The 20,756-nt window shown below is 50.1% G+C and carries 15 protein-coding genes; 9 read left to right on the plus strand and 6 right to left on the minus strand.

Going from position 1 to position 20,756, the window contains the following annotated elements; translation table 11 throughout:
• Positions 1–14: 14 nt before the first annotated feature.
• Both AC3ZFK_RS01655 and AC3ZFK_RS01660 read right to left on the minus strand, forming a co-directional pair.
• Positions 15–1,289 (minus strand): ammonium transporter, encoded by a 1,275-nt coding sequence (locus AC3ZFK_RS01655; RefSeq protein ID WP_487506038.1) that lies wholly within the window; start codon positions 1,287–1,289, stop codon positions 15–17.
• Between the two features lie 30 nt (positions 1,290–1,319).
• Positions 1,320–1,658 carry a P-II family nitrogen regulator gene (locus AC3ZFK_RS01660; protein WP_487506037.1) on the minus strand — a complete coding sequence of 113 codons (339 nt, stop codon included), beginning with the start codon at positions 1,656–1,658 and terminating at the stop codon, positions 1,320–1,322.
• A gap of 438 nt (positions 1,659–2,096) precedes the next feature.
• Between AC3ZFK_RS01660 and AC3ZFK_RS01665 the strand changes: the two genes are divergently transcribed.
• The 6 genes from AC3ZFK_RS01665 to AC3ZFK_RS01690 all read left to right on the plus strand — a co-directional run bounded on the left by AC3ZFK_RS01665 (position 2,097) and on the right by AC3ZFK_RS01690 (position 12,944).
• Entirely contained in the window at positions 2,097–3,566 is a 1,470-nt protein-coding gene (locus AC3ZFK_RS01665; RefSeq protein ID WP_487506036.1) for a NarK family nitrate/nitrite MFS transporter, read from the plus strand.
• 1 nt (position 3,567) lies between these two features.
• Positions 3,568–5,307: a bifunctional protein-serine/threonine kinase/phosphatase gene (locus AC3ZFK_RS01670; RefSeq protein WP_487506035.1), complete on the plus strand. Its 1,740-nt coding sequence runs from the start codon at positions 3,568–3,570 to the stop codon at positions 5,305–5,307.
• A gap of 385 nt (positions 5,308–5,692) precedes the next feature.
• Positions 5,693–8,206: a nitrite reductase large subunit NirB gene (gene nirB, locus AC3ZFK_RS01675; protein WP_489433713.1), complete on the plus strand. Its 2,514-nt coding sequence runs from the start codon at positions 5,693–5,695 to the stop codon at positions 8,204–8,206.
• Positions 8,207–8,419: 213 nt separating this feature from the next.
• Positions 8,420–8,737, plus strand: coding sequence for a nitrite reductase small subunit NirD (nirD, locus tag AC3ZFK_RS01680; protein ID WP_487506033.1), 318 nt, complete (start codon positions 8,420–8,422; stop codon positions 8,735–8,737).
• 24 nt (positions 8,738–8,761) lie between these two features.
• The gene (locus AC3ZFK_RS01685; RefSeq protein ID WP_487506032.1) at positions 8,762–11,008 is read left to right on the plus strand and encodes a molybdopterin oxidoreductase family protein; all 2,247 of its coding nucleotides are present in this window, start codon (positions 8,762–8,764) and stop codon (positions 11,006–11,008) included.
• A gap of 10 nt (positions 11,009–11,018) precedes the next feature.
• Positions 11,019–12,944 (plus strand): DmsC/YnfH family molybdoenzyme membrane anchor subunit, encoded by a 1,926-nt coding sequence (locus AC3ZFK_RS01690; protein WP_487506031.1) that lies wholly within the window; start codon positions 11,019–11,021, stop codon positions 12,942–12,944.
• 18 nt (positions 12,945–12,962) lie between these two features.
• On the opposite strand, the gene mnmE is transcribed toward AC3ZFK_RS01690, so the two are convergent.
• The 4 genes from mnmE to rpmH are packed head-to-tail and all read right to left on the minus strand — an operon-like array spanning position 12,963 to position 16,592.
• On the minus strand, positions 12,963–14,306 hold the full coding sequence (gene mnmE / locus AC3ZFK_RS01695) for a tRNA uridine-5-carboxymethylaminomethyl(34) synthesis GTPase MnmE (protein ID WP_487506085.1): 1,344 nt from the start codon (positions 14,304–14,306) through the stop codon (positions 12,963–12,965).
• A 13-nt stretch (positions 14,307–14,319) separates the two neighbouring features.
• Positions 14,320–16,017 (minus strand): membrane protein insertase YidC, encoded by a 1,698-nt coding sequence (gene yidC / locus AC3ZFK_RS01700; protein ID WP_487506030.1) that lies wholly within the window; start codon positions 16,015–16,017, stop codon positions 14,320–14,322.
• Positions 16,018–16,019: 2 nt separating this feature from the next.
• Positions 16,020–16,439, minus strand: coding sequence for a ribonuclease P protein component (rnpA, locus tag AC3ZFK_RS01705; protein WP_487506029.1), 420 nt, complete (start codon positions 16,437–16,439; stop codon positions 16,020–16,022).
• An 18-nt stretch (positions 16,440–16,457) separates the two neighbouring features.
• Positions 16,458–16,592 carry a 50S ribosomal protein L34 gene (gene rpmH / locus AC3ZFK_RS01710; RefSeq protein ID WP_487506028.1) on the minus strand — a complete coding sequence of 45 codons (135 nt, stop codon included), beginning with the start codon at positions 16,590–16,592 and terminating at the stop codon, positions 16,458–16,460.
• A gap of 274 nt (positions 16,593–16,866) precedes the next feature.
• On the opposite strand from rpmH, the gene dnaA reads away from it, so the two are divergent.
• From dnaA to recF, 3 genes are all read left to right on the plus strand, one after another.
• Positions 16,867–18,174, plus strand: coding sequence for a chromosomal replication initiator protein DnaA (gene dnaA / locus AC3ZFK_RS01715; RefSeq protein WP_487541291.1), 1,308 nt, complete (start codon positions 16,867–16,869; stop codon positions 18,172–18,174).
• 251 nt (positions 18,175–18,425) lie between these two features.
• Positions 18,426–19,538, plus strand: a complete 1,113-nt coding sequence (dnaN, locus tag AC3ZFK_RS01720) for a DNA polymerase III subunit beta (RefSeq protein ID WP_487506026.1) — start codon at positions 18,426–18,428, stop codon at positions 19,536–19,538.
• A 32-nt stretch (positions 19,539–19,570) separates the two neighbouring features.
• Positions 19,571–20,656 carry a DNA replication/repair protein RecF gene (gene recF, locus AC3ZFK_RS01725; RefSeq protein WP_487506025.1) on the plus strand — a complete coding sequence of 362 codons (1,086 nt, stop codon included), beginning with the start codon at positions 19,571–19,573 and terminating at the stop codon, positions 20,654–20,656.
• The last annotated feature ends 100 nt before the right edge of the window (positions 20,657–20,756 follow it).

Below are 20,756 nucleotides of genomic sequence, written 5' to 3' on the forward strand. Positions count from 1 at the left end.
GGCGACTTGGGAGGTTATTTGCCCGTATTGGTGAACTCTGGATATGCCTCCAGACCACACTCGGTGAAGTCTGCACCAGCCTCTTCCTCCTCCTCACTGATACGGATACCCATAAGCATCTTAATAACTGCCCAGACTACTAGGCTGGAGCCAAAGACCCATCCAAAGATGACCCCTGCGCCCACCAACTGGCCCATAAAGGTTGCACCATCATTGGTTAGAGGAACAATCATCAGACCAAAGAAGCCAACAACACCATGGACAGAGATTGCGCCCACAGGATCATCGATTCTCATCTTGTCCAGAGAGATAATTGAGAAGACCACGATCACACCAGCAACCATGCCAAACAGTGTTGCCATCAACGGTGTCGGTGTATCCGGACCTGCGGTAATCGCAACCAGACCAGCCAGCGCACCATTGAGCAACATGGTCAGATCAGCCTTGCCAAACAGCATGCGGGCAATAATTAGGGCACCAATTGCACCGCCAGCTGCTGCCGCATTGGTGTTCAGAAATACCATTGCAACAGAGTGGGCACTAGCGATATCGCCCAGCTTCAATACAGATCCGCCATTAAATCCAAACCAACCCATCCAGAGGATAAATGTTCCGAGTGTCGCCAATGGCATATTTGCACCTGGAATAGCCCTGACCTCACCGTTCTTGCCATACTTGCCCTTTCGAGCACCTAACAACAGTACGCCAGCCAGTGCCGCTGCTGCGCCCGCCATATGGACAATACCGGAGCCTGCAAAGTCACTGAACTCCAGGGCGAACATTCCAAATACCTCCTGACCGCCCCAGGTCCACGACCCTTCCATGGGATAGATAACCCCGGTCATCACCACTGCAAAAGCAAGAAATGCCCAGAGCTTCATGCGCTCTGCAACTGCACCAGAGACAATTGACATCGCAGTTGCCACAAAGACTACCTGGAAAAAGAAGTCAGAAGCACCGGAGTAGACAGAATCCCCACCAAAACCGTTCTCTGCAGATGCTTTCAGTGCATCATCTACCAGACTATCACCACCCATGATACTGGAGAGGAAGTAGTTGGTGCCTCCGCCCCCGCCATACATCAGCTCATACCCCATCACCAGATACATGATGCAGGCAATGGCAAAGAGCGCCACATTCTTGGTTAGAATCTCGGTGGTATTTTTTGAGCGTACCAGCCCCGCCTCCAACATCGCAAAGCCTGCTGCCATCCACATCACCAATGCACCAGACACCAGAAAATAGAAGGTGTCCATTGCATACTGCAGTTCAAAAATTTGATTTTCCATTATTTGTTTCCTTTTTACTTATACAACCACTCAGATTGCTTCACGACCTGACTCGCCAGTGCGAATACGGATAACCTCTTCCAGGCTTGATACAAATATCTTGCCATCCCCTATCTTGTCGGTATTGGCGGCACCCCGAATCGTCTCAATGGTGCGGTCAAGCAAATCTGCTGGAATTGCAATCTCCATCTTTACCTTGGGGAGAAAATCAACTGTGTACTCTGCACCTCGATAGAGCTCGGTATGGCCCTTCTGACGACCAAACCCTTTTACCTCAGTAACTGTGACACCCTGAACTCCAATCTCAGAGAGTGCCTCGCGAACATCATCCAGCTTGAAGGGCTTTATGATGGCTGTAACCATTTTCATATTGTGTGACTCCTTGGTTAATCAATACGGCCCTCATTAAAGAGGGGGTTGACACGGTATATGCAACCACCGTGCCAATCCAAATATCGCTATAAATATCAGCATGTTATCTATTTATATGCCATCGTGGTGAAAGAAACGCCTGATCAATTGCGCACCATCAGAGGGCAGAGTTCTCTCAAATGCACGAGATGAGTGCCGCCCTCCAAGGCACTATCCTGCTCTGCACCACAGGCTGGCGCAGGCTGTTGTTTTCCGATCATCATTGTGCAGACGATACTCTTCTCTCCGCTTTCAATCTGCTTGGGCAGAGCTACTAACTACTTGAAAAACATGTAATTGCAAGTTTCTCTGCAACAATGGCATGGTTATTGCTGTTTCCAGTCCATAAGGGGGAAGCCTCTCTCTCAATCAAGATCAGATCTCCGGAGACAAGCCATGAACACAGGAAGTATCAATCTGCTCTCTTTCAGCGGGAAGACCAAAGTTCTCCATCTCAGCTGGATCGCCTTCTTTATCACCTTTGTGATCTGGTTCAACCATGCGCCACTGATGGCGGTCATGCGTGAACAGTTTGGCCTCACCCCACAGGAGGTGAAGACCCTGCTGATTCTTAACGTGGCTCTCACCATCCCTGCCAGAATCATCATTGGAATGCTGGTGGACCACTTTGGCCCCAAGATCGTCTACTCCATCCTGCTGGCGCTCTCCGGAGTCCTCTGTTTTTTTTATGCACTGTCCGACAGCTTTGAGCAGCTGGCAGTCACCCGTTTTCTGATGGGATTTGTTGGCGCCGGCTTTGTGATTGGTATCCGTATGGTCAGCGAGTGGTTCCCCGCCCGAGAGGTCGGTGTTGCAGAGGGGATCTATGGCGGATGGGGCAACTTCGGCTCTGCCGCTGCAGCCCTGACCCTTCCCACTCTTGCGCTGCTGTTTGGTGGTGAGGATGGCTGGCGCTATGCCATCGGATCTACCGGCCTCGTCGCCATTCTCTACTCCTTCATCTATTACCTCAATGTCAGCAATACCCCGAAAGGATCCACCTACTTCAAGCCCAAAAAATCCGGAGCTATGGAGGTCTCCAGCAAGGGAGACCTTATTCTCTACCTGTTGATGAATCTTCCAATGTATGGCGCTCTGGCGGTGCTAAACTGGAAGCTGAGTCCGGCTAATCTGGGGCTCTATGGTGATGGGGTTGCTCTACTCCTCTATGGTCTGCTCTGTTCCATCTATCTGATCCAGAGCTTCAAGGTACTACAGGTCAACCGTCATGTGCTAAAGGGGGATCTGCCCGAGATTGACCGCTACTCATTCAAGCAGGTTGCAATGCTGGATCTTGCCTATCTAGTCACCTTCGGATCCGAGCTGGCCGTCGTCTCCATGCTTCCCCTCTTCTTCCTCGATACTTTTGAGATTACCCCGGTGCTGGCTGGAATGGTGGCCTCCGGTTTTGCATTCATGAACCTGGTGGCTCGCCCCAGTGGTGGATTGATCAGCGATCGCTTTGGACGCAAACGGACCCTCTCAATCCTGCTGCTAGGGCTCTCCATTGGCTACTTCGCGCTAAGCCATATTGATGCCAGTTGGGCTCTACCGGTCGCTGTAGCCGCCACCATGGCCTGCTCTTTCTTTGTTCAGGCCGGTGAAGGGGCGGTATTTGCAATGGTGCCACTCGTCAAACGGCGCATGACCGGACAGATTGCTGGAATGACAGGAGCCTATGGTAATGTAGGTGGCGTGATCTTCCTCACCGTGCTCTCCTTTGTTGAACCCGCCCTCTTCTTCCTCACCATTGCCGTATCTGCCCTGGTGATTCTGGTTCTGATTCAGCTCTTTCTTGATGAGCCCGAAGGACATATGGCCGAGGTGCTGCCGGACGGCACAGTTGAGCTGATTGAGGTGAAATAGTTTGGAATACATCTCGGCAGGACAACACTCATTGGCCGGCCAGAAGCCGGCCAATGATGATGCCTGCAACTACGCCATCCCTGATGGAGCACAGCTCTTCAGCAAAGGGGTGGTAGCTGCCATTGCCGATGGTGTCAGCTCCAGTGCCGGTGCTGCTGATGCAAGCAGTGCCTCTGTTCAGGGCTTTATCTCCGACTACTACAGCACCCCCGATTCATGGACTGTTAGCACCTCGGCAAGCAAGATCTTCTCCGCCCTGAACCACTGGCTACTCGGACAAGGTCAACAGCTCTTCTCCAGAGAGGGGGAGCTGGTCACAACCCTCTCAACGCTGGTGATCAAATCCTCAACTGCCTCGATCTTCCATGTGGGAGACAGCCGAATCTACCATTGGCGCGAAGGGCAACTGGAACAGATTACTCGTGACCACCGGGTCTGCGGGCGTGGCGAGAAAGAGTATCTGGGGCGCGCCATGGGGATCAATACCCATATTGAGGTGGATGTGCACCGGATAGCAGTCCGTGCAGGAGATGCCTTTCTGCTCTGTACCGATGGCATTCATGATTTTCTCTCCGACCGGGAGATAAATCATCTTATCCATCAGGATTTGGACTCTCCCCAGCCCCTTACAGAGAAGATCTGCCAACAGGCGCTGGAGAGTGGCAGTAATGACAATCTGAGCTGTCAGTTTCTGCTCATCAACCAGCTCCCGGAAGAGGATGATCAGAGCCACTACCAGAAACTCCAGTCACTCCCTTTTCCTCCCGATCTCTCCCCTGGAATGGAGATTGATGGTTACAGGATTCTTCGAGAGCTCCACTCCAGCCCCCGTACACAAGTCTATCTTGCACTGGATCTAAAAGCAGAAAAGAGTGATCCATCCTCTGGTGAGGTTGTGATCAAGACCCCATCCGTCAATTTTGAGGATGACTCAACCTACCTGGAGACCTTTCAACACGAGGAGTGGATTGGGCTACGCCTCCACTCCAACCATGTTCTCAAGATCCATGATATCCGGGAGCGGCGCCGCTTTCTCTATACCGCCACTGAGTATATTAATGGGATCACACTCAGACAGTGGATGAGCGATCACCCCAACCCCTCTCTGGTTGAGGTGCGCCAGATTGCCGAACAGATCATTCATGGAATGCGCACCTTCCACCGGATGGAGATGGTCCATCGAGACCTGAAGCCGGAAAATATCATGATCGATACCCATGGAACGGTCAAAATCATCGATTTTGGATCCACACGCATCTCGGGGGTTGAGGAGATTCGCTCTCCTGTCGACTATTCACGAATACACAGTACCCGAAACTATACAGCACCCGAGCTCTTCCAGGGAAATGCGGGTAGCCCCCTCTCCGACCAGTTCTCACTGGCGGTTATTCTCTATGAGATGCTATGCGGAAAACTCCCCTATGGGGATCTGGGTGACCACCCCTCGACCAGGAAGGCGGTGCAGAAAATTCACTCCCGCCATTTCACTGCCCCGCACCACTATCGGGATGATCTGCCCGATTGGATCAGCAGTACATTACGCAAGGCTCTCTCACCCTCACCAGTCGATCGTTATCCGGCGCTGTCCGAGATCCCGATAGATCTCAGGCAGCCCAACCCATCCTTTCAGCAGGAGTCGTTCCAGCCACTGATTGAGCGTGATCCACTGGTATTCTGGCGGACACTCGCATTGGTTCTGGCACTGGCCAATCTCATCTTGCTGACATTGCTTGGTACGTAAAGAAAGCTCTGATTAAGTCACTTCGTGACCCAATCAGATCTCCCTTACAAGTTATTCTATGGGGGAAGGGTTATGGTTCAGTATGTTACAACAACACCTATAGAGCCCTTCCCCCAAACCCCCATCCCATTAAGCTTTTTCAGAGGCTCCTAAACAGTGGCCTTAATGAGGTATCGAGAGAGCTTCATTGTTCAGCTCAATATCTGGTCAATGCTGGAGAATTGACCCCACTCAGAGCACCAAATTGGCGCACACCCATATTCTTCAACCATAGACTTTGCGCATTAATGATTGAGATTACAACATGTTATCTATATACAAAGCGTTTGGCACGTTCATTGCTTAAAGTTAAGTACACGTTTGTATCAACCAAGGATTGAACTCAATGAGCAGCCCATCACCAACCCCCCTCAGCAAAAATCGCCTGGTAGTGATAGGCAACGGAATGGCCGGCATGAGAACTGTGGAAGAGCTGCTGAAGATCTCTTCCGGCCAGTATCAGATCACCGTCATTGGTGAGGAGCCCCACCCCAACTACAACCGAATCATGCTCTCTCCACTACTGGCAGGAGAAAAGTCCTTTGATGAGATCATCATTAACACGCCGGAGTGGTATGAGGAGCATGGGATTGAACTAATCTCTGGGGTTGCTGCCACAAAAATTCATCGTGCCCGGCGCAGAGTGGAGTTGGCAAATGGAGAACAGATCCACTACGACCGTCTGCTGCTAGCGACCGGGTCTCACCCCTTTATTCTGCCGGTTCCCGGCAATGATCTGGATGGAGTGATTGGGTTCCGCACCGTTGAAGATGTGGAGTCAATGGTTGATGCCTCCAACCACTATCGACATGCTGTTGTCATCGGTGGTGGCCTGCTGGGACTTGAGGCTGCCAGTGGCCTGCAGAAGCAGGGGATGAAGGTGACCATTGTCCACCGCTCCGATGTGGTCATGGACAACCAACTGGATCGTGCATCCTCAGACCTTCTGCAGAGGAAACTGGAAGAGGATGGCCTTACCTTCCTGCTCAACACCGAGACCGAAGCCATTTTGGGACACCCTACAAGTGACGATGAGAATGCAGGCACTCGGGTTCGTGCTGTCCGTTTCACAAGTGGCCTGGAGGTCCCTGCTGACCTGGTGGTAATGGCGGTTGGGATTCGACCCTCGATCCAGCTGGCCAGGGAGTCCGGCATCTACTGTAATCGAGGAGTTGTGGTCAGTGACACTATGCAGAGCTATGACCCAAAAATCTATGCCGTCGGCGAATGTGTAGAACATCGCAACACCACCTATGGTCTCGTTGCCCCACTGTTTGAGCAGTCCAAGGTGGTGGCCAACCACCTGGCCAACTATGGCATCGGAATCTACAGGGGCTCGGTGACCTCAACCAAACTCAAGGTAACCGGTATAGATCTCTTTTCTGCCGGCCAGTTCAAGGAGCAGGAGAACCAGGACGTACTACTATTTCAGGATCCGGGTCGTGGCATCTACAAGAAATTGGTCCTCTCAGACAATCGCATCCAGGGAGCTGTGCTCTACGGTGACACCATTGATGGGGCGAAGTATTTTCAGATGATGCGGGATCAGACCGATGTCGGCGAGATTCGCGATACTCTGCTCTTTGGCCAGGCACAATTAGGAGACTCTGGCCATGGCAGTCAGAACATCATGGATCTACCCGATAGTGCTGAGGTGTGTGGCTGTAATGGGATCTGTAAGGGAGATGTGATTCAGGCCATCAGTGCCAACAGCCTCTTTACCCTGGATGAGGTGCGCAGCCATACCAAGGCCTCAGCATCCTGTGGATCCTGTACTGCACTAGTTGAACAGATCCTCGCCTCTACCGTTGGTGAGGGATACGAGAAGACCCCAACCCAGAAATCGCTCTGTGGCTGCACTACCCACTCCCATGATGTCGTTCGCAAGGCCATTCGTGAACATCAGCTAAAGAGCCACCAGGATGTTTATCATTTTCTGGAGTGGGGAAATCGGGATGGATGCCATAGCTGCCGCCCCACCATCAACTACTATCTTCTTGCCCAATGGCCTGGTGAGTATGATGATCCCCAGTCCCGTTTTATCAACGAACGGGCCCATGGAAACATTCAGAAGGATGGAAGCTACTCAGTGGTTCCACGGATGTGGGGCGGAATGACCACACCTGATGAACTCCGTGCCATTGCTGATGTTGCGGACAGATTCAATGTTCCCGAGATCAAGGTAACCGGTGGTCAGCGGATCGATCTCTTTGGAATTCAGAAAGAGGAGCTGCCGCTCATCTGGAAAGATCTCAATCAGGCCGGTTTTGTCTCGGGCCACGCCTACGGCAAGGCTATGCGAACCGTAAAGACCTGTGTAGGGAGTCAGTGGTGCCGATTCGGAACCCAGGATTCGACCGATCTGGGAGTCAAACTTGAACAGTTGACCTGGGGATCGTGGATGCCACACAAGTTCAAGCTGGCAGTCTCCGCCTGTCCCAGAAACTGCGCGGAGGCGACGATCAAGGATTTTGGAGTGGTCTGTGTCGACTCCGGGTATGAACTCCATGTTGGTGGTAATGGCGGGATCAAGGTCCGTGTCACCGACCTTCTGGCCAAGGTCGAGAGTGAAGAGGAGGTGTTGGAATACTGTGCCGCCTTCTGTCAACTCTATCGGGAGGATGCCCACTATCTGGAGCGCACCGCACCGTGGGTGGAACGGATTGGTCTGCAGGCCATTAAGGAGAAGATTGTGGGGGATGCATCTCAGAGAGCGGCCTTTGCCGAACGTTTCCGGATCTCTCAACAGTATGCACAAGTGGACCCCTGGAGGCATCACTCCGAGGATCAAGATGCCAGCAGAGAATTTCAGCCGCTTGCCAATATTAAGCACCAGCAAACTCTGGCACAGGCCTCCTAAGGAACTGTCCCGAAATAACATGCACATTTTGCTTGCCCTTTCACCCGCTTTCTTTGTTGTGACAAGGATTACATAGCCCGGCTATGCGCACCTTGCCACGCCTCGAAAGCGAACGAAATTACGGTGCAATCTGCACAAGTTATTTTGGGACAGGCCCTAAGGCTCAATTCAGAATCAGATAGATCAAAGAGAGACAATATACAAGGATGAATCATGGAAGCCGTTATTGAAAAAATCGAAATTGGCCTACGCTCGGATATCCCCCGCCTCGGATCAAGAGTGGTCAAGAGTGATGAGGGGGATATTGCAATCTTCCGCAGCTCGGAGGACCTCTTCTTCGCTGTCAGTGACCAGTGTCCCCACCGCAAGGGGCCGCTCTCTCAGGGAATCGTTCACGGCAACCGGGTCACCTGTCCCCTTCACAACTGGGTTATCGACCTGGAGAGTGGCGAGGCCACCGGTCCGGATCATGGCTGCACTCCAACCTACCGGATTGAGGTGGAGGGAGAGAGGCTCTACCTGATCCGTTAATCCCATCCTCTGAAGAGAAATCTTATGCTGTTTGGAAGATCCAATAAAAACCCGATCACCATTGTCGATAAGAGGGTGGTGGAGTGGAAATATGCCACCTGTGGTTACTGCTCCACTGGCTGCTCGATTGAGGTTGGGCTCAACCAGGAGGGGAAGGCGGTCAGCTCCCGGGGGGTCGCTGATGCCGATGTCAACCGAGGGAAGCTCTGTCTCAAGGGGATCTTCGAGCATGAGCTGTTTGAATCCTCTGGTCGTGGCACGGTACCACTGATTCGTAACCACTGGCACCAGCCGTGGGAGCCAACCAGCTGGGAGAGTGCCCTGGACAATGCACATCAAGAGATACTCAGGATCCAGAGAGCCCATGGCCGAGACTCTGTAGCGGTCGTCTCCACCGGGCAGCTGCTGACCGAGGAGTTCTATACCCTCGGCAAGCTGACTCGTGGACTGATCGGAACCAACAACTATGATGGCAATACCACCCTCTGCATGGCATCGGCCGTCTCCGGCTACAAGCGCTCTTTTGGCTCCGATGGCCCCCCCGGCTGTTATGAGGATTTCGATCATACCGACTGCCTGATCGCGTGGGGCTCCAACCTGCCGGAGCAGCACCCCATCATCTACTGGCGGATGAAAGAGGCGCAGGAGAAGCGCGGTTTTCCACTGATCGTGGTCGATCCACGCGTCACCATGCTGGCGCAGAATGCCCATATCCACCTCCCTATTACCCCGGGAACCGATGTGGTGCTGCAGAATGCACTGATGCATGTGATCCTTTCTAATGGCTGGGAGAATCAAGACTATATTGAAAAGAACACCACGGGGATCGAGTCACTGCGTGCCGAGGTAGCTCGCTATGATCCGACCACTGCATCAAGGCTCTGTGGCATCGATGAGGACACCATTCGTCAGGTGGCACGGATCTTTGCAAAATCAACCGCTGCGATGCAGATCTGGACCATGGGAATCAATCAGTCGACACATGGCTCGGATGGTGTGGTGGGAATCAACAACCTTGCACTGATTACCGGCAACATCGGAAAGCCGGGCGGAACCAGCCTCTCCATTACCGGACAGTGCAATGCAATGGGAACTCGAGAGTGGTCCTCCTGCTCCGGCCTTCCCAACTACCGCTATCTGGAGAACCGGGAGGATCGAGAAGAGATTGCCTCCTACTGGGGTATTGATCCGGAGTTCTTGCCAACCAAGCGGGGAATGTACCAGACCGATATCTACCATGCCATTGAGAGCGGTGAGATCAAGGGGATTTGGCTGATTGCAACCAATCCGCTTACCTCACTCCCCAATAGTGCCCGGGTTCGCAAGGCGATGGAGAAACTGGAACTCTGCATCGTTCAGGACTGTTATCAGGATAGTGAGAGTACACAATATGCCCACCTCTACCTCCCAGCGGGAACCTGGGCCGAAAAGGATGGAGTGATGACCAATACCGAGCGACGAATCAACCGGGTCACCCCAATCATGGATCCTCCGGGAGAGGCCAAACCCGATCTCTGGATTTTCAACCGGATGGCGGAACGATTCAATCAGGAGAACTATCAATCCAGGCAGAAAGAGAGCGGTAAACCAGTGAGACGATCCGTCCACTTTCCAGAGAGTGCCTCGGATATCTTTGCCGAGATGGCCAGCCTCTCAAAAGGACGGCTTGCCGATATCTCCGGGATGGACCATCCACTACTTGAAGCACAACGAGGAGTTCAGTGGCCCTATACTGAAAATGAGAGGTCTGAGGGAAAAGAGCCTCCTCACGGTGGCCGTCGGCTCTACACCGACCCTCAGAGCTTCCAGTACCCGGATGGGCGCGCCAAACTGATCCCCCTCCCCTTTATCGACAATAACGAGGTGCCGGATGAGAAATTTCCACTCTGGCTCAACACCGGCCGTCTGGTAGCGCACTGGCATGGCCGTACCAAGACCGGAAAGATCGGAAACAACAACAAGTTCAGCCCAATCCCATTTGTCGAGATCAACCCGGATCTCTGTAGAGAGAGAGGAATAGCTCAGGGTGAATATATTCGCCTGATCTCCCGTCGATCCGATGCCATCGTCATGGCGCAACCCACCCATCGGGTTCCCAGGAACATGCTCTTTCTCCCCTTCCACTTCCATGACTGTGCCAACCGCCTCACTCTCGGCCTGCTGGATCCACACTCCCGCCAGCCCGCCTACAAGCAGTCTGCAATCCGGATTGAAAAGATCATGGATCAGCCGAGTGCTGCTTGTCTCAGTATGGAAATGAGAGCCTTTTAGGAGTACTCCGATGTTTCAGCGCAGAGAATTTGAACCTGACTACGCACTACTCAGCGATCCCGTTTCGGAATCAACCAATCGCTACGGCAAGCAAATTGAGCTGGCTAAGGAGGGAGACCCACTCCACAACAAGAGCCTCAACATCAATGGTGACTCGGCCATTGGAGAGAACCCCAACCGCTACAAACAGCATGGATTCTATTTCAATGCCGACAACTGTATCGCCTGTCACGCCTGTGAATCGGCCTGTTCGGAGAAAAATGATAACCCCGCCCATCTTGCCTTCCGCTCAGTCGGTTTTGTCGAGGGAGGAAGCTATCCCAATGTTCAGCGCCTCAATATCTCGATGGCCTGCAACCACTGTGACAACCCGGTCTGTCTCAAGGGGTGCCCCACCCGAGCCTATACCAAGTTTTCCGAATATGGTGCGGTGCTACAGGATCCCGACATCTGTTTTGGTTGTGGGTACTGCACCTGGGTCTGCCCCTACAATGCACCGCAGTTGGATCCAGTGAAAGGGCAGGTGACCAAGTGCAATATGTGTGTGGATCGACTTGAGGTTGGGCTGAAACCGGCCTGTGTCTCTGCCTGCCTTGGCAAGGCGCTCGATTTTGGAGTGATTGAAAACATCCCGGAGGGGAGAGAACAGTCACAAACCACAATCCCGGGTTTCCCACGAACCGATATCACCCACCCCAATATCCGTTTTCAGCAGACCCGAACCACACACCGAGAGATGCATCGCCTGGATCAAGTACCACTGAAGTATCACCAAGAGGAGAGCCCCGAGAAAAACAGAAGGTGCAAAGCAGGAGAGCAATTTCAGCCTGAGCTCGACCCAAAACATGGCTTCACTCGCTCCTGGAATCTGAAGAAGCTACTCGGCTCCCACGAAAATGGACATGTCATCTTTACCCTCACTAGCCAGATGGTAATTGGATCATTCTTGCTGCTTGCGCTGGGAAGATGGTTTTCGCTCCCACCATTTTCACTCTTCGAAGATGTTTCTGTTCAGGTTCCTACTACCCTGATCTTGCTGATCACAATGGGTGTTGGTCTCTTTAAGCTCAATATGCATCTTGGAAAACCACACCGCTTCTACCGGGGGTTCTATAACCTGAAGCTCTCTCCGGTGAGTCGAGAGATCGCCGGTGTCACCCTCTTCTCTATCGGGCTGGCCGGTTTCACCCTCTTTGCGCTCGCTGAACTCCTTTTTGGTGAGCTATTTCCATCTCTCATCCAGGAGCTTTTTATCGGGCTCTCCCTGTTGGGTGGTGGAGTGGGCGGATACTACATGATCAAGCTCTACCGAATCCCCGCACGCCCCTACTGGGATCACTGGCATACTGCTGCTGCATTTGTTGGAACCGCTCTCTCTCTTGGTGCACTCCTGCTATTCCTGATTGCATTAGCCATGGATCAACTCTCACCAGAACTGGGTCGACTGCTGGCGATGGTGATGGCCTTTGGGATCTCACTGGAGGGGATTGGGCTACTCTTTCACTCGCTAGATCTGGAACACGCCACAAATGAAGGAGCTGCCTCCATCTACCAGCAGCAGACCACATATGGCTACAGTTACTGGCTTCGCAATGGGTTGATATCTTTCTCCCTGTTGCTCCTCTTCACCATGACCTGGTTTGATCTCTATTCAGCCCCACTTCTCCTTTTGCTGGCTGTAATGGTGGCTGTGGCCTCCATCATTGGTCGTGCACTGTTCTATGTTCTGGTTATTCCAACCACCATGCCAGGCGCCTTCTTCTGGAAAAATCCGGGTTTCATGGAGCATGCCATTGAGAGTGGCCTCTCCGAAACAACAACATTAGGGGTAGAGCCCTCCCGCCACCACCCCTTCCGCCTGGATGAGCTGATCGCCGATGCCCGTTGCGCACTGAACCAATACCTTGCAACCAACAGGAGCACCAAAGCTCGTTAACCCGGATATCTCATACCATTACTTTCCGATACAGAAGGAGGAAAAGATCTTTCCCAGAAGATCGTCACTGGTGAACTCTCCTGTAATTTCGGAGAGCGCCTCCTGAGAGTGGCGCAACTCCTCAGCCAGCAGTTCTCCGGCATGGAATTCTGTCAGCTGTTCCCTGCCCTGCTGTAGTGAACGTTGGGCACGTTGCAGTGCATCAAGGTGGCGCCTTCTGGCAAGAAAAGTTCCCTCTCCACCCGACTGATAACCTGCAGCATCCTTAAGAAAGGTGCGTAGCAGGTTGACTCCATCTCCACTTTTTGCCGAGATCGCTATCTCTGTATCTCGCTCTCCACCCTGAAGCCCGGGCTCTTTCCCGGTTAGATCTATTTTTGTGCGCACGATAGTGACAGGAATATGCTCTATCTGATCCAGTGCATGCCAATCCTCTTCTGTAAGACCATCTTGATCATCTACCAGCAGAAGTACTTGGTCCGCTTTTTCAATCTCTTGCCAGGCACGACGGATCCCCTCCTGCTCCACTGGGTCGTCGCTCTCTCTCAGCCCTGCGGTATCGATAATGTGGATTGGAAGCCCATCTATATCAATCTGCTCCTTGAGTAGATCTCTGGTGGTACCTGGAATCTCGGTCACAATGGCTGACTCTTTTCCAGACAGCACATTAAGCAGGCTGGACTTGCCTGCATTGGGGCGGCCAGCAATGACCAGAGTCATCCCCTCTTTTAACAAAACCCCCTCTCTGGCACTATCCAATACCCGCTCCAGCTGTTGCGCAATCGCCTGCAGCCTGCCTGCAACGTCTCCTTCTGCCAGAAAGTCTATCTCCTCCTCTGGAAAATCCATTGATGACTCTACATAAATTCGCAGCTCAGTTACCGCATCAACCAGATGATGAACCTCTGTTGAGAAAGCGCCTTGAAGAGAGCGCACGGCAGAGCGTGCCGCCTGCTCCGAGGCGCTGTCAATCAGGTCTGCAATCGCCTCTGCCTGCACCAGATCCATTTTGCCATTGAGAAATGCACGTTCCGAAAACTCTCCTGGACGTGCTGCTCGTGCTCCCAACTCCAGTGCTCTACGCATCAACTGGTCCATAACCACAGGACCACCATGCGCCTGCAGCTCAAGCACATCATCACCAGTAAATGAGTTTGGATTGGGGAAAAAGATGGCTATCCCCTGATCGATGGGATCCCCTTTCTCATCCAGAAAACTGAGAAGCTCAGCTACTCTTGGTTCCGGGACCTTCCCAAGAATTGAGAGTGCTATTGGTTGAACACTGTCGCCCGATACCCTGAGTATGCCCACACCACCGCGACCATTGGCAGTCGCCTGGGCACAGATGGTCTCATCCAAGATCTATACGCCGGGATTATCCAGCGGCCTCGATCTTTTTGGTTATATACCACTGCTGGGATATGGAGATCACATTATTCACCACCCAGTAGAGAACCAGGCCAGCCGGGAAGAAGGCAAAGAAGACGGTAAATACAACCGGCAGAACCATCATCACCTTCTGTTGAATAGGGTCTATTGGTGCTGGATTAAGCCTCTGCTGAATCAACATGGAGCCACCCATCAACAACGGCAAAATATAGTACGGATCCTTGGCGGAGAGGTCCTGAATCCAGAGCATGAATGGTGCCTGACGAATCTCAACGCTCTCCAGTAGCACCCAGTAGAGGGCAATAAAGACGGGGATCTGCACCAGAATAGGGAGACAGCCACCCATGGGGTTGACCTTCTCCTCTCGGTAGATCTTCATCATTGCCTCATTCATCTTTTGACGATCATCTCCGTAGCGCTCTTTTAGTGATGTAAGACGTGGCGAGAGTTTGCGCATTCTCGCCATCGAGCGATAGCTTGTCTCCGACAGCTTGAAAAACACCAGTTTAATCAGAATGGTAAGCAAAATAATAGAGAGCCCCCAATTGCTGACCACATCCTGAATCTCGTTGAGAATCCAGAATAGCGGCTGCGCCAGGAATGTCAGCCAACCGTAATCGACCGTCAGCTCTAGCCCCTCGGCCAGTAACTCAAGACGCTCCTGATCTTTGGGCCCGGTGTATAACTGTATTGCTAGATCTCCACTCTCCCCTGCTGGCACAGAGACAACTGGAAGAATTGCTCCAATGGCATAGTGCCCACTGGACTGTTGGTCTGTATAGAGTGTTGGCTTAAGATTTGAGTCTGGAACAACCGCAGCAAGGAAGTAGTGCTGAATCATTGCAACCCATCCTTTGTCCGCATTGCGGATAGGTGCTCTGTTTGCCATCTCGTCAAAATCTACCTTCTGGTAATGTTCACTATTGGTGTAGGTAACGCCGCCGGTATATGTATAGATAAAGCTGTTTTCAGCCTCTGGTGTCTGATCATTTCTCAGTAGCTGACCATAGAGTCCACCCTTCCAGGTTGTGGTGCCACTATTTTCTACATGGTAGACCACATCAATCTTGTAGCTGTTGTGATGGAATATGTATGTTTTTGTAATCTTGATTCCATTAGCATCATCGTGCCACACCATTGGCACCTGCAACTCCTCCTCTCCAGCCATTACAAAATTAGTCTGCTCTACCTCGTAGATGGCGTGATGATCAGGATAGCTGCTCTTTACTGTCCCCTTTCCACCCATAATTCCTGTCTGCGCAACAAAGAACTGGTCGTCCTCACTCATCAGGCGGAATGGGATATTTTTGTGCTCTGAGTCCTGTCCGTGCTGACGCAGATCAACCTGTCGCAGATCTCCTCCCTCACTGTTTATTATCACACTCAGAAGGTCTGTCTCAACATGAATGGGTGTGCCGGATGCTCTCATCTCACTCTCGGCAACCACACGAGGCTGACCGCTCTGCTCAGCCTCAGGGGCAGAAACCCTGGGAACTCCTCCCCCTGTAGCGATATCAACGGTTCTCGCCTCAGGCGCTACAGGAACAGAAAATGTCTGTGCATGCTGCTGCTCTGCTTGAGAAAGCTGTGGTTGACCGGCTCCCTGCTCCAGTTGCCACGCATCCCACAACATTAGTGAGAGAAAAGAGAGTGCAACAAATAGGATGAGTCTCTGAGTGTCCATGATTATTCGCTAACTGCCTGTATCTGTTTTTTTGATCTGTTTATTTTATCGAAAAGAAGATCCAGTCTGCGACGAATCTCTTTTTTGTCTAGCCTCACCACGCCAGAGCGGCAAAGCACTATAACATCAATCCCTGAAAGCTCGCACTGCAGGGTACGAAAGCTCTCTCTTGAGATCCGTTTGACACGATTCCTGTCAACCGCGAGCTTTAGCTTTTTTTTTGCAATCACCAGGCCAAGACGTGCATGGTTCAGATTATTTAACCTTGCCAGCAGGAGAAAAGAGTCATCTCCCGCCTTGCAACAACTATTATCAAAGACTTGGCTATAATTGGCTGCGGTAAGCAGTCGTCGCTCGGAAGAGAATGAGGCCTCCATCTTTAATAGAAAAAAAGAGGTGCTATAGAGCACCCCTTTCTTCAACCTTGGCTATCTGTAAAATTAAGCAGCCAGGCGCGCGCGCCCTTTCGCTCTGCGAGCGTTCAGGATCTTGCGTCCTGACTTGGTTTTCATTCTTGCACGAAATCCGTGAGTACGCTTACGCTTCAGTACACTAGGTTGAAATGTACGCTTCATGATCGTTCACCTTTTTATATCTTGTTAAATCTGTATTTGGCCATACCTGAACAGGCCTCAGCCCATTCCAGAGAACAGCGAACTCTACTCCTTGATCAACAATAAATCAATGAATAAAAAACAGAAGCAACTGTGGATAACTTTTTCTCTTGGGGCTACAATCATCCTCATTCAGGGGGGTTTGTTGTATGGTTTCTTTGTCTTCAGGTTCCTGCTTATAGTAAATATATTCTTTATTAATCAAACGATTATAAAGCATCAAGGAGGATGTTTAGTGGCTGAGGTTTGGACTAACTGTCTAAGGATTCTAGGTGATGAGCTTCCGGATGAGGAGTTTAATGCATGGATACGCCCTCTCCACGTCACTGAAAAAGATGGATCAATCGAGTTGTTTGCCCCAAATGGGTTGATACTTGATCAGGTTCAGAGTCACTATCTTCCTCTTATCAGACGAACTATTCTGCAGATTGATGATTCCGAGAGCGAAGTTTTTCTCTATATCGGCTCAAACTCTAAGAAGAGTTCAGTAGCTCAGCCCGAGTCCCTGCTACCTGAATATTTTGAGAACAATCTGAACCCGTTTTTTACATTCTCAAACTTTGTTGAGGGAAAGACAACCCAGTTGGCCCATGCCGCCGCCAAACAGGTTGCAGATAACCCTGAATCCAGCTATAACCCTCTGTTTATACACGGATCAACTGGTCTCGGCAAAACCCATCTGATGCACGCCATCGGTCACCAGCTGTTGAAGAAAAACCCATCAAGCAGAATTCTATATATCCGGTCTCAGAATTTTGTGAATGATATGGTCAGTGCCCTGCGTCACCACACTATTGACCAGTTCAAACAGTATTTTCATGGTCTAGATGTTCTATTGATCGATGATATTCAGTTCTTTGCCGGAAAACACTCCTCACAGGAGGAGTTTTTCAATACATACAACGCCCTTCTTGAGGGAAACAAGCAGATTGTTCTTACCAGCGACAAATATCCGAAAGAGATAGACAAGCTTGAGGATAGACTTAAGTCACGCTTTGGGGCCGGGCTTACCGTTCCTGTCGAGCGTCCAGAGCTAGAGACCAGGGTAGCAATACTGATGAAAAAGGCTGAGCAGATACCACTGGACCTTCCTCAGGAGGCTGCATTTGAGATTGCTAAACTGGTGAAATCAAACGTTAGGGAGCTTGAGGGTGCCCTCAATAATGTTCGGGCCAATACCCAGCTGACCGGTGAGCCCATTACCATTGAAAGTGTACGAGTTGCTCTTAGGGATCTGATCGCTGTCCATGATCGTCTGGTATCAATTGACAATATTCAGAAAACCATCTCTGACTACTATAACGTCTCTCTGTCAGACCTCCTTTCAAAAAGTCGTTCGCGCTCAATAGCACGTCCCCGCCAGATTGCCATGTCGCTGGCGAAAGAGTTGACAGAAAAGAGCCTGCCTGAAATTGGCAGAGCCTTTGGTGGACGAGACCACACAACAGTGATACATGCTTGTAAAAAAATAAATGAGTTAAGAGAGAGTGACTCAAGAACAAATGATGATTATCAAAACCTTCAACGACAATTAAGTGCTTGATAATTCATGGTTGTCTAACAAGTTGTTAAAAACTGTGTGGATAACCAATGAGAATAGTGAGAAAGAAAATTTGAGAAAAAGTTATCCACAGTTTTGAGACAGTTTTGTCTCCCTGTTTGGAACAGTTTAAGAATATATGTAACAGACTGAAATAATTAATAAAAATAGGTTTCATAACAGTAAAACGTCAACACTATTACTACTACTATCTTATATATAGAATATTTATTACTTAGAGGGGATATTTAAGAATGAAGTTTTCCATTTTGCGTGAGAATCTACTACAGCCATTGCAATCAATCAGTGGTGCCGTAGAAAAGAGGCAGACTCTTCCCATTCTCTCTCACATCTTTGTTGATGTATCAGATGACAGTGAGCTGACACTAATTGGTACGGACCTTGAGGTTGAGATAAAAATAACCATTCAAGTGACAGGAGAATTTGAGCCAGGTACAACTACAATTCCTGCCAGAAAGTTTTCCGACCTCTCGAAAGCTCTCCCTGATGAGTCAGAGATCAAGGTAGAGATAAACAAGAGTCGCGCAGCCGTCCGTTCTGGAAAGAGTAGATTTACCCTATCAACCCTATCTGCCGGGGATTTTCCTCGTGTAGACGAAATTTCAGAGGTTGCCTCTATTGATGAACTTAGCCACTCCGCATTGAAAAACCTGTTACAAAAAAGTCAGTTCTCAATGGCTATGCAAGATGTTAGATACTACTTGAATGGTCTGCTACTTGAGCTTGAAGGAAAGGAGTTGAGACTGGTTGCTACAGATGGACACAGACTGGCATTCTGCCGTCGCACATTGAACCAAGACTACGGTGAGAAAAAACAGGTTATCATCCCCCGCAAGGCAGTCCATGAGCTTATGCGCCTGTTGGATGATAGTGATCAGCCGGTTAAGCTGATTCTTGGCTCAAACCATCTTCAGGCTGTACTGGGTGAATTGACGCTTACAACCAAGCTTATAGATGGACGTTTTCCGGATTACCAGCGTGTTATACCACGTGAAGGCAAAAGAACCCTGGTAACCAATAATGAAAATTTCAGAAAGGCGGTGAGTCGTGTCTCAATTCTTTCCAACGAGAAATATCGCGGGATTCGTATGGCAATGAGCGAGTCTGTAGTAACTATTCACGCAAACAATCCTGAACAGGAAGAGGCTGAAGAGGAGTTGTCGGTTCAATACAGTGGAGAGCCAATGGAGATTGGTTTTAACTCTGCCTATATGATGGATGCCCTTTCTGTAATTAGTGATGATGAGGTAACGATATACTTTATTGATGAAAATAGCAGTAGCCTGATTCACACCCAGAATGATCTTGAAGAGTACAAGTTTGTTGTTATGCCTATGAGGCTTTAATAGATAACCTATTAAAAACTAAAGGTTTTTAGTTGTATATCCGGTCGCTTGCTGTTTCTGATTGTCGAATTATTTCTAATGCTGAAATTGTTCCATCACCAGGATTTAATCTTATTTGTGGGGAGAATGGCAGCGGAAAAAGCTCACTTCTTGAGGCGATCTATCTGCTTGGTACGGGACGATCGTTTCGTTCACCATCGCCCTCCTCTCTTGTTAAATACGGTAAAAATATATTAACTGTATTTGCAGAAATAGAATCACCATCAGGACAACTTTTTTCCGTTGGTATGGAGCGAGGAAAAAACAATAATCGTCTTCACATCAATAGATCCCCCACTATACGCCTATCAGAGGCTGCTGAGATTTTACCCCTGCAAATTATTACGCCGGATTCAATCAACCTGGTAATTGGGGCACCACGCAGTAGAAGATCATTTCTCGACTGGGGAATGTTCCACGTGGAACCTGATTTTCTAAATGTTGTTAAGCGGTATAAAAAAACAGTTCGACAGAGAAATGCTCTTCTAAAAAGAGAAAGGAGAGCAGGTAGCGAGTTGTCATACTGGAATGAGTTGTTGGCAGATGATGGGGAGAAAATAACCGCTTACAGAAGAGATTATCTTGATGAGATAGTTGAAATTTACCAGGAAAAGATCTCTACACTAATGGAAAGTCTATCAGGGCTTGATATAACTTTTAGTTATCGTAAAGGGTGGAGTGGCTCTGGAGATCTGCTCGGTGCTATTGAGGGCTCCATGGAAAAAGATATAGCCACAGGAAGAACTACGCATGGACCACATGAGGCTGACTTTATTATTAGTAGTAACAAAGGAAAAGCAAAGGATGTTTTATCAAGAGGACAGGCGAAGTTATTGTCTATAGAGCTTTATCTGTCTCAGCTTTACCATCTGCATGAGAAAATGGGAAAGCGCGCAGTCATTTTATTGGATGACATTTTCTCAGAACTAGACAGGAATAATGGTTTTCTCATTCTGAACTATCTTGTCTCTGGCGGATACCAGGTTTTTGCAACAACTACTGACCCGGGCTTAAAATTGCCTGATATCGGTAATGTTGAAATGTTCCACGTGGAACATGGCGATATAATTCATCAGTGAGGCTGTTACAGTAAAGGCTCTTGCTGAGGGAGGAGGATGTACGGTAGATGTCTGTAATGAGGATATGTTGGGGCTATAACTGGTTGAATATGATATAATC

This window comes from Candidatus Thiopontia autotrophica, from assembly GCF_982804495.1.